Source organism: Sphaerisporangium sp. NPDC049457, from assembly GCF_055586705.1.
Window position 1 is genome coordinate 112293 of the sequence record NZ_JBVJHR010000001.1, and the last position, 9338, is coordinate 121630.

The 9338-nt window shown below is 69.8% G+C and carries 7 protein-coding genes; all 7 read left to right on the top strand.

The features are described from left to right. Positions 1-21 precede the first annotated feature (21 nt). The 7 genes from ppgK to ACZ6QO_RS00545 all read left to right on the top strand — a co-directional run bounded on the left by ppgK (position 22) and on the right by ACZ6QO_RS00545 (position 9234). Positions 22-774, top strand: a complete 753-nt coding sequence (gene ppgK / locus ACZ6QO_RS00515; RefSeq protein WP_465846266.1) for a polyphosphate--glucose phosphotransferase — start codon at positions 22-24, stop codon at positions 772-774. A 94-nt stretch (positions 775-868) separates the two neighbouring features. After that, positions 869-1300, top strand: coding sequence for an ATP-binding protein (locus ACZ6QO_RS00520; protein ID WP_465846268.1), 432 nt, complete (start codon positions 869-871; stop codon positions 1298-1300). 281 nt (positions 1301-1581) lie between these two features. Further along, positions 1582-5472, top strand: a complete 3891-nt coding sequence (hrpA, locus tag ACZ6QO_RS00525; RefSeq protein WP_465846269.1) for an ATP-dependent RNA helicase HrpA — start codon at positions 1582-1584, stop codon at positions 5470-5472. Between the two features lie 244 nt (positions 5473-5716). Then, complete coding sequence (locus ACZ6QO_RS00530) at positions 5717-6172, top strand: XRE family transcriptional regulator (protein WP_465846270.1); 456 nt, start codon at positions 5717-5719, stop codon at positions 6170-6172. Between the two features lie 37 nt (positions 6173-6209). Next, positions 6210-6737 (top strand): ImmA/IrrE family metallo-endopeptidase, encoded by a 528-nt coding sequence (locus tag ACZ6QO_RS00535; protein ID WP_465846271.1) that lies wholly within the window; start codon positions 6210-6212, stop codon positions 6735-6737. After that, positions 6734-7966, top strand: coding sequence for an MAB_1171c family putative transporter (locus tag ACZ6QO_RS00540; RefSeq protein ID WP_465846273.1), 1233 nt, complete (start codon positions 6734-6736; stop codon positions 7964-7966). Before ACZ6QO_RS00535 ends, ACZ6QO_RS00540 begins: the two co-directional genes overlap by 4 nt. A gap of 218 nt (positions 7967-8184) precedes the next feature. Continuing rightward, positions 8185-9234: a polysaccharide deacetylase family protein gene (locus ACZ6QO_RS00545; protein ID WP_465846274.1), complete on the top strand. Its 1050-nt coding sequence runs from the start codon at positions 8185-8187 to the stop codon at positions 9232-9234. The last annotated feature ends 104 nt before the right edge of the window (positions 9235-9338 follow it).

The following is a 9338-nucleotide window of genomic DNA, read 5'->3' on the forward strand; positions in this document are numbered from 1 at the left end:
CGGGCTCGACGAGGAGTGGACATGAACGTGCTGGGAATCGACATCGGCGGATCGGGCATCAAGGGGGCCCCGGTGGACACCGTGGCCGGGGCGCTGTCGCAGGAGCGCCTGCGGATGCCGACGCCGAGCCCGTCCGCTCCCAAGGAGGTCGCCGGGGTCGTCCGGCAGATCGTCGAGCACTTCTCCTGGACCGGGCCGGTCGGGGTGACCTTCCCCGGGGTGGTGGTGGACGGGGTCACCAGGACGGCGGCGAACGTCGACTCCGCCTGGATCGGCCTGGACGCGCGCGAGCTCTTCTCGAACGCCACCGGCCTTGAGGTCACCGTGCTCAACGACGCCGACGCGGCGGGCGTCGCCGAGGCCCGGTTCGGCGCCGGACGCGGCCGCGCGGGGCTGGTGACGGTGTTCACCTTCGGCACCGGCATCGGCAGCGCGCTCATCATGGACGGCCTGCTCATCCCCAACACCGAGTTCGGGCACATCGAGATCGACGGGCACGAGGCCGAACGCCGCGCCTCCGACCACGCCCGCGAGAAGCACGACCTCAGCTGGGAGGACTGGGCCCGGCGGGTGCGGAGGTACCTGGAGCACATCCAGGCGCTGCTGTCCCCGTCGCTGATCGTCATCGGCGGCGGCGTGAGCAAGAAGGCCGGCAAGTTCCTGCACCACATCGAACTGCCGGGCACACCGGTGGTCCCGGCGGAGCTGCTGAACGAGGCGGGCATCATCGGCGCCGCGCTGGCCGCCGAGGCCGCCGCGCACGTGCCGCGCTGACGCGCCGCCGATCACATCACCTTTCCCTTACCGCGTTTGCCCCCTCTCCTGGGGGCACTTTTAACAAGGTGGGCGGATGGGAGAGGGAGGAAGCATGGAGGTGACCATCGCATTGCGCTTGCCGCGCGATGCGGCCAGCGTGTCCGTGACCCGGCAGGTCCTCGGTGCGGAGCTGGAGATCCTCGGGGTCGAGCGGGAGATCAGGGAGGACATCCTGCTCATGCTCACAGAGGCGTGCTCGAACGTCATACGGCACGCCACCGAGGCCGACGAGTACACCGTCAGCGCGCAGCTCGTGGCGGACAAGTTCATGATCACAGTGGTCGACACCGGGCGGGGCTTCGACCCTGAGCAGCTCGGCGAACGCTCCCCGATGGCGGAGCACGGACGGGGGTTGCAGATCATGCGGGCGCTGGCCGACGACGTTCGTTTCATCAACCGTCCCCGGCGCGGCGCCATCGTGTGCCTGGAGAAGGCGCTGAAGTACGTCCAGGACTCCCCCGGGGAGCTGTTGCGCGCCCACTGACCACGGTCTCTCCGGCCCGCCCTGCCCGGCACACGGGTGCCGCCGGGCAGGGAAACCCCCGGGCCGCAGAGCCGGCTCCCGCGCAGACCAAGACGTCCCGCCGAGGCGCCGCCCCGGCGGGACGTCGTTCGCCCGGGCGCGTCCACGGAGAAGACCGCAGGTCAGGCGGGCGGGGGAGGGCTCCGCGCCCGCGCCGGAGGTAAACCGTTGGCGGAGAGCGGGGGAAGGTTGCTTATCCTTGCCGGTGGCGGTCGTTCGACGAGACGGCCGAGAAAGCGACCATGGGAACGTCTTCGTTGAAATCGCCCCTGACCGATCTTCGTGAACGCCTGCCCGCGCTGATGCTGCGCGACGAGCTGCGGCTGCGCCGCCGTCTCGACGGCGCGCGGCGCGTTCGCGACGGCAAGGCCCTGCGGTCCATCGCCGACCAGGTGGCCACCGAGATCGACGCGGCCGAGGCCCGGGTCGCGGCGCGGCGGGCGCTCGTTCCCGCACTCACCTATCCCGAGAACCTGCCGGTCAGCGGGCGCAAGGACGACATCCTCCAGGCCCTGCGCGATCATCAGGTGGTCATCGTCGCGGGTGAGACCGGCTCCGGCAAGACCACCCAGATCCCCAAGATCTGCCTGGAGCTCGGCCGGGGCGTCAAGGGGCAGATCGGTCACACCCAGCCGCGCCGCATCGCGGCCCGCACGGTCGCCGAGCGCATCGCCGAGGAGCTGGACGTCCCGCTGGGCGACGCCGTGGGGTACAAGGTCCGCTTCACCGACCATTCCGGCGACGACACGCTCGTCAAGGTCATGACCGACGGCATCCTGCTCGCCGAGATGCAGCGCGACCGGCTCCTGTCGCGGTACGACACGCTGATCATCGACGAGGCGCACGAGCGCAGCCTCAACATCGACTTCATCCTCGGCTACCTCAAGCAGCTCCTGCCCAAGCGGCCCGACCTCAAGGTGATCATCACCTCGGCGACCATCGACCCCGAGCGCTTCTCGCGCCACTTCGGGGACGCGCCGATCGTCGAGGTGTCCGGCCGCACCTACCCCGTCGAGGTGCGCTACCGCCCCATCCGCGACGACCAGGAGGACCAGGCGCAGGCGATCGTCGACGCGGTGGACGAGCTGTGCGCCGAAGGACCGGGGGACATCCTGGTCTTCCTCAGCGGCGAGCGTGAGATCAGGGACACCGCCGAGGCGCTCAAGGGCCGGCCGGAGGAGGTCCTGCCGCTGTACGCGCGGTTGTCGGCCGGCGAGCAGCACCGCGTCTTCCAGTCCCATCGCGGGCGGCGCATCGTCCTCGCCACCAACGTCGCCGAGACCTCTCTCACGGTTCCCGGCATCAAGTACGTGGTCGACCCCGGGTTCGCCCGGGTGTCCCGTTACAGCCACCGGCTGAAGGTCCAGCGACTGCCGATCGAGCCGGTCTCGCAGGCGTCGGCCAACCAGCGCAAGGGCCGCTGCGGCCGCACCTCCGACGGCGTGTGCGTCCGGCTGTACTCCGAGGAGGACTTCCTCGGACGGCCGGAGTTCACCGACCCCGAGATCCTGCGCACCAACCTCGCGTCGGTCATCCTGCAGATGACCTCGCTCGGCCTCGGCGACATCGCGGCCTTCCCGTTCGTCGAGCCGCCCGACCAGCGGCAGGTGAAGGACGGCGTCAACCTGCTGCACGAGCTCGGCGCCTTCGACGAGCACCGCAAGCTCACCCCGATCGGCGGAAAGCTCGCCCAGCTCCCGATCGACCCGAGACTCGCGCGCATGGTGCTGGCCGCCGACGGCAACGGCTGCGCCACCGAGGTCATGGTGATCGCGGCCGCGCTGACCATCCAGGACCCGCGCGAGCGGCCCGCCGACAAGCAGGCCCAGGCCGACCAGAAGCACGCCAGGTTCGCCGACAAGGAGTCGGACTTCCTGAGCTACCTCAACCTCTGGGACCATCTGCGCGAGCAGCAGCGCGAGCTGTCCTCCGGCCAGTTCCGGCGCATGTGCAAGGCCGACTTCCTCAACTACCTGCGCGTGCGCGAGTGGCAGGACATCTACAGCCAGCTCAAGCAGGTCGCCAAGGGTCTCGGGGTGACCCTCAACACCACGCGGCCCGACTCCTACCGCATCCACGTCTCGCTGCTCGCCGGCATGCTGTCCCACATCGGCGTGCTCGATGTGGAGAAGGCCGACAAGAACGAGCAGGGCCCGCGGCGGCGGCCGGCCCGCGAGTACATCGGCGCCCGCAACGCGCGCTTCGCGATCTTCCCGGGGTCGGCGCTGTTCCGCAAGCAGCCCCGCTGGGTGATGGCGGGAGAGCTGGTGGAGACCTCCCGGCTGTGGGCGCGGGTCGTCGCCAAGATCGAGCCCGAGTGGGTCGAGCCGCTCGCCGGCCACCTGGTCAAGCGCACCTACAGCGAGCCGCACTGGGAGAAGAACCAGGGCGCGGTCATGGCCTACGAGAAGGTCACGCTGTACGGCGTGCCGATCGTCGTGGACCGCAAGGTCAACTACGGCAAGGTCGACCCCGAGCTGTCGCGAGAGCTGTTCATCCGCCACGGCCTGGTCGAGGGCGACTGGGACACCCACCACCGCTTCCTGAAGGAGAACCGCCGGCTGCTGTCGGAGGTCGAGGAGCTGGAGAACCGCGCCCGCCGCCGCGACATCATGGTGGACGACGAGACGCTGTTCGACTTCTACGACAGGCGCGTGCCCGACACCGTCGTGTCGGCCGCCCACTTCGACACCTGGTGGAAGCGCAAGCGGCAGGACGAGCCCGACCTGCTGACCTTCTCCGCCGAGATGCTCATCAACCAGGGCGCGGACGCCGCCGACCTGCAGCAGGCCTATCCCGACGCCTGGCGGCAGGACGGCCAGCGCATGCGGCTCACCTACCAGTTCGAACCCGGCGCCGACGCCGACGGCGTCACCGTGCACGTCCCGCTCCAGGTGCTCAACCAGGTCGGCGACGGCGGTTTCGACTGGCAGATCCCCGGCCTGCGCGAGGAACTGGTCACCGAGCTGATCCGCTCGCTGCCCAAGGTGGTCAGGCGCAACTTCGTCCCCGCCCCGAACTACGCCAAGGCCGTGCTCGAACGGGTCACCCCCGGCAAGGAGCCGCTCGCGGAGGCCGTGGCGCGCGAGCTGTTCGCGCTGACCGGCGTGCGGGTGCCGCCCGACGCGTTCGACCCGGCGCGGCTGCCCGACCACCTGCGCGTCACCTACCGCGTGGTCGACGAGCACAAGCGCACGGTGGCCGAGGACAAGGACCTCGACGCGCTGAAGCGCAGGCTGGCGCCCAAGCTGCGCGCCACGCTGTCCCGCGCGGGCGAGAGCCTCGAACGCACGGGCCTGCGCTCGTGGACGTTCGGCGAGCTGCCCCGGCTGTTCCAGCAGGGCAGGGTCAAGGGATATCCGGCGCTGGTCGACGAGGGCGCGACGGTCGGGGTGCGGGTCTTCGAGACCGAGGCCGAGCAGCGGGCCGCCATGTGGAAGGGCACGCGGCGGCTCGTCCTGCTGAACGTCACCTCGCCGGCCAAGGCCATCCTGCGCGGGCTGAGCACCCAGCAGAAGCTCGCGCTGAGCCACAGCCCGCACCGCGACGCCGCCGAGCTGTTCGAAGACTGCGTCACCTGCGCGGCCGACAAGCTCATCGCCGAGGCGGGCGGGCCGGCGTGGAACGCCGAGGCCTTCGCGCGCGTGCACGACCACGTGCGCGCCGAGCTGTACGACACCACGGCCGAGGCGGTGGACAGGGTCGAGCGCATCCTGGTGATCTGGCAGAAGGCCCGCACCACGCTCGGCGCGATGAAGGACCCGCAGGACATCCTGGAGGAGATCGACGAGCATCTGTCGTCGCTGGTCTTCCCCGGTTTCGTCACCGCCGCCGGTCACGGGCGGCTGCCCGACCTGCAGCGCTACCTGCGGGCGGTCGAGCGGCGGCTGGAGAAGCTCCCCGACGACCCCTTCCGCGACCGTGAGCGCATGCTGAAGCTCGACGACATCCGCATGGCCTACGAGGAGGTCGTGGACCGGCTTCCGCCGGCGCGCAGGTCCGAGCAGGCGGTCACCGACATCCGCTGGATGCTGGAGGAGCTGCGGGTGAGCTACTTCGCCCAGACCCTCGGCACCCCCTACCCGGTCTCCGACAAGCGCGTCATGAAGGCCATGGCCCAGCTGACCGCCTGAGCCCCCGCCCGGCGCGTACAAGACGCCGCCGAGGACGCCGCCGGTCGAGGTCCGGGAGGGAGCACCTCGGCCGCGACAGCAGTGATCTTAACTCTGATTAAACTCGTGCTATCGTGTATTCACGTGCGTTAAGAAGGCGAGGGTGGAGCGTGGCGCTCGGGGGGCGTACTCCGGACGTCAACTGTTGTCAGGAGGGCCATGGTACGCTTTTCACATCAGTTGATTATGCTTGCTGGAGGACGTCATGGATGAGGCGCGTGCGCGTCCATCGACGCTCGCCGACAAGCTGAACCACCTGTTCACCACGATTCACCCCGCCGGCCGAGGCCCCTACAGCAACGAGGAGGTCGCCTCGGCGATACGCGAGCAGGGCGGCCCGACGATCTCGGGTACCTACATCTGGTACCTCCGCAAAGGTGAGCGCGACAACCCCACGGTCAAGCACGTCGAGGCGCTCGCCCGCTTCTTCGGTGTCCCCCCGGCCTACTTCTTCGACGATGAGGCCGCTTCGCGCATCGGCGCCGAGCTCGGCGTTCTGAACGCGCTCAAAGACGCCCGTGTCCAGATGGTCGCGCTGCGGGCCGCAGGCCTGTCCAGCCAGAGCCTCGACACGATCGTCGAGATAGTCGATCGAGTAAGAGACCTCGAGGGCCTGCCTCGAGGTGACGCCGCACGACACGAGAAGCCGAAAGAGCCGTAGTCATGTGATTCCGCTCATGTGAGTGGAAGGGGCGAGCATGAGCCTGATGCGAGTACGACGGCGGTGCGACGCGATCGTCGACGCGTTGCCGCTGCCTGCTCCTTTCAGCGCGCGCAGATTATGCGAAGTCGTCAGCGAGCGCCGGGGCCGGCCGATCCACCTGGAGGCCGTCCCCGCGCTCAGCGGAGCGCTGGGCGGGCTGTGCGCCCCCACCGAGACGGTGGACTACATCTTCTACCAGCAGGACACCACCCCGCTGCACCGCGAGCACATCATCCTGCACGAACTGGCGCATCTGCTCTGCGGGCACGAGGGCAGCGCGTCCATGCAGGAGGAGATGCTCGGGACGCTGTTCCCTTCCCTGGACCCGCAGAAGGTGCGCGACGTCCTGTGGCGCAGCAGGTACTCGGCGGTGGAGGAACAGGAGGCGGAGTACATCGCCTCGCTGATCCTGCACCGCGTCTCGTCGCGCGCCCCCGAGCCGGTGCGCCGGCCGCGCCCGGGTGACGCCGACCTCGTCGGACGCCTTGAGCGTACGCTCGGCCGCCCCCTGGACGGCCGATGAACACAGTGCTCTACACGATCTGCGCGCTCCTCGCGTGGCTCGCCGTCTGGAACAAGGTGGCCATCACCGTCCGGTCCGGCGGCGACCCTCCGCGGCTCGCGCTGTGCACGGCGCTGGCGTTCATGGCGTTCACCATGACCATCGCCATTCCCGAGGTGTGGACGCGCGTCGACGTGCTCCTGGGGGTGCCGAACGTCTCGGCGCTGCTCTCCCAGGGCTCGGCCGCGATGTTCGGGCTGAGCATCCACCTGATGGTGTCGCTGATAGACCTGCCGAAAACGGAGGCCGGCAGGACGATTCGGCGGCACATCGCCGTGGCGGTCGCGATTGTGACGATCATGGCGGTGCTGTTCCTTCGGATACCACCGGGCGAGGAGGCGCCCGCCGATTTCGTGGTCAGGTACGCCGGCGATCCCGACGCCGTCGCCTATCTCGGGATTTACATCCTCATCTTCGCGGCGGTCCAGGTGCAGAACACCATTCTGTGCCGGACCAACGCGAACGCCGGCGGCCCGCCCTGGCTGCGGCGCGGGCTGCGCATGGTGGCGGTCGCGTCCTTCCTCGGGCTGGTGTACTCGGCGATCAGGGGCGCCGACCTCGTCACGGTGCGGCTCGGCGTCGATGTGCGCGTCTTCGAGGTCGGCGCGCGCCTGGTCATCTTCGCCGGGGTGGTGCTCGCCTCGCTCGGGTGCACCGCCCCTTCCTGGGGGCCGAAGGTCACGGCCGGGCGCGACCGGGCGGTTCGTCTTCTCGGTTACATGCGCCTGTACCGGCTGTGGGCCGAGCTCTATCGCGCCATGCCCGACATCGCGCTCGACCCGCCCGCGTCGCCGGCCCGCGACTTGGTCGCGAGCCTCCGCGATCTCGATTTCCGCCTGTACCGGCGGGTCATCGAGATCACGGACGCCATGCTCGTCCTGCGTCCCCACTACAGTTCCGAGGTCGCCGCCGAGGCCAGGGCGCTCGGCGAGCGGGCCGGGCTGACCGGCGACGACCTGCGGGCCGCCGTCGAGGCCGTCCAGCTGAAGCACGCGCTCCTCACCAGGGACGGCCGCGCCGAGAGCGCGCGCGCCCCCGACACGACCCCCGGCGGCGCTCCGGCGTCCCCGGACGTCAACGGCGAGGTCCGGCGTCTCCTGGCGATCGCCCGCGCCTTCGACGGCCCGCTGCCCGAGTCCGTGCCCGCCGTCCGGACGGGCGGCCGCTCACCCCACCAGCCGACCGCCTGACCTTCCGGGCGTCCGGCGGCGCGGCCGTCAGGGTTCGAAACGTTTCGGCAATTTCATTGATATTTCATCATCTCAGCGGCTACTTAACCGTTTAACTCCTCTGAAACGTTTCTTCTCGTGATTGACATGTTTCAGCGGCGGTCCGCACAATGGCGCGCAGGCCGGCCGCCGCACGCACATGCCATCTCGACGATCAGCGTTCCACTGGAGGAACAGACATGATCGACAGCGCCGTTCCCCACGGCCGCACCGGCAGGCGCCTCTCGGGCGTCCGCAAGCTGCTCATCGCCGGTGTCGTCGGCGTCCTGGGCGCGAGCTTCGCCGTGGGCCTGTCATCTTCGGCCAGCGCCGCCGACTGCAGCGCCGGATACGTCGGCCTCACCTACGACGACGGTCCGAACCCCGGCAACACCAACAACCTGCTGAACACCCTCACGTCCAACGGCCTGCGGGCCACCTTCTTCAACATCGGGCAGAACGCGCAGAACAACCAGGCGCTGGTGCGGGCACAGCGGGACGCCGGCATGTGGATCGGCAACCACAGCTACACCCACCCGCACCTGACCCAGATGGGCAGCTCGCAGATGCAGTCGGAGCTGCAGCGCACCCAGCAGGCCATCCAGCAGGCCACCGGCACCGCGCCCAGGCTCTTCCGGCCGCCCTACGGCGAGACCAACGGCACGCTGAGGTCGGTCGAGCAGCAGCTCGGCCTCACCGAGATCATCTGGGACGTCGACTCCCAGGACTGGAACGGCGCCAGCACCTCCCAGATCGTGCAGGCGGCCGGCCGGCTGCAGAACGGCCAGGTCATCCTGATGCACGACCAGTACTCGACGACCGTGCAGGCGATCCCGCAGATCGCCGCCAACCTGCGCAGCCGCAACCTGTGCGCCGGCATGATCTCCCCCTCCATCGGCCGGGCCGTCGCCCCCGACGGCGGCGGCAACCCGTCCAGCCCGCCGCCGTCGAGCCCGCCGCCGTCCAGCCCGCCCCCCGGTGGCGGCAGCTGCACGGCCACCCTGTCCGCGGGCCAGTCGTGGGGCGACCGCTACAACCTCAACGTCGCGGTCTCCGGGTCCAGCAACTGGACCGTCACGATGAACATCCCGTACCCCGCCAGGATCATCAACACCTGGAACATCAGCGCCAGCTACCCCAGCTCCCAGCAGTTGGTCGCCAGGCCGAACGGCAGCGGCAACAACTTCGGCGTCACGATCCAGCACAACGGCAACTGGAACTGGCCGTCGGTCTCCTGCCGGGTCGGGTGAGCCCGGCCCCGCCGGCCTGACCCGGGCCGGCGGGCGAGAGCGTGGCGGGGGGGGGTTCTGGCGGAACCCCACCCCACACCGCGGCCCCCCGACCCACCACTGCC

Coding starts and splice junctions, on each gene's coding strand:
- ppgK (WP_465846266.1), top strand. CDS start 22: ATGAACGTGCTGGGAATCGACATCGGCGGATCGGGCATCAAGGGGGCC.
- ACZ6QO_RS00520 (WP_465846268.1), top strand. CDS start 869: ATGGAGGTGACCATCGCATTGCGCTTGCCGCGCGATGCGGCCAGCGTG.
- hrpA (WP_465846269.1), top strand. CDS start 1,582: ATGGGAACGTCTTCGTTGAAATCGCCCCTGACCGATCTTCGTGAACGC.
- ACZ6QO_RS00530 (WP_465846270.1), top strand. CDS start 5,717: ATGGATGAGGCGCGTGCGCGTCCATCGACGCTCGCCGACAAGCTGAAC.
- ACZ6QO_RS00535 (WP_465846271.1), top strand. CDS start 6,210: ATGAGCCTGATGCGAGTACGACGGCGGTGCGACGCGATCGTCGACGCG.
- ACZ6QO_RS00540 (WP_465846273.1), top strand. CDS start 6,734: ATGAACACAGTGCTCTACACGATCTGCGCGCTCCTCGCGTGGCTCGCC.
- ACZ6QO_RS00545 (WP_465846274.1), top strand. CDS start 8,185: ATGATCGACAGCGCCGTTCCCCACGGCCGCACCGGCAGGCGCCTCTCG.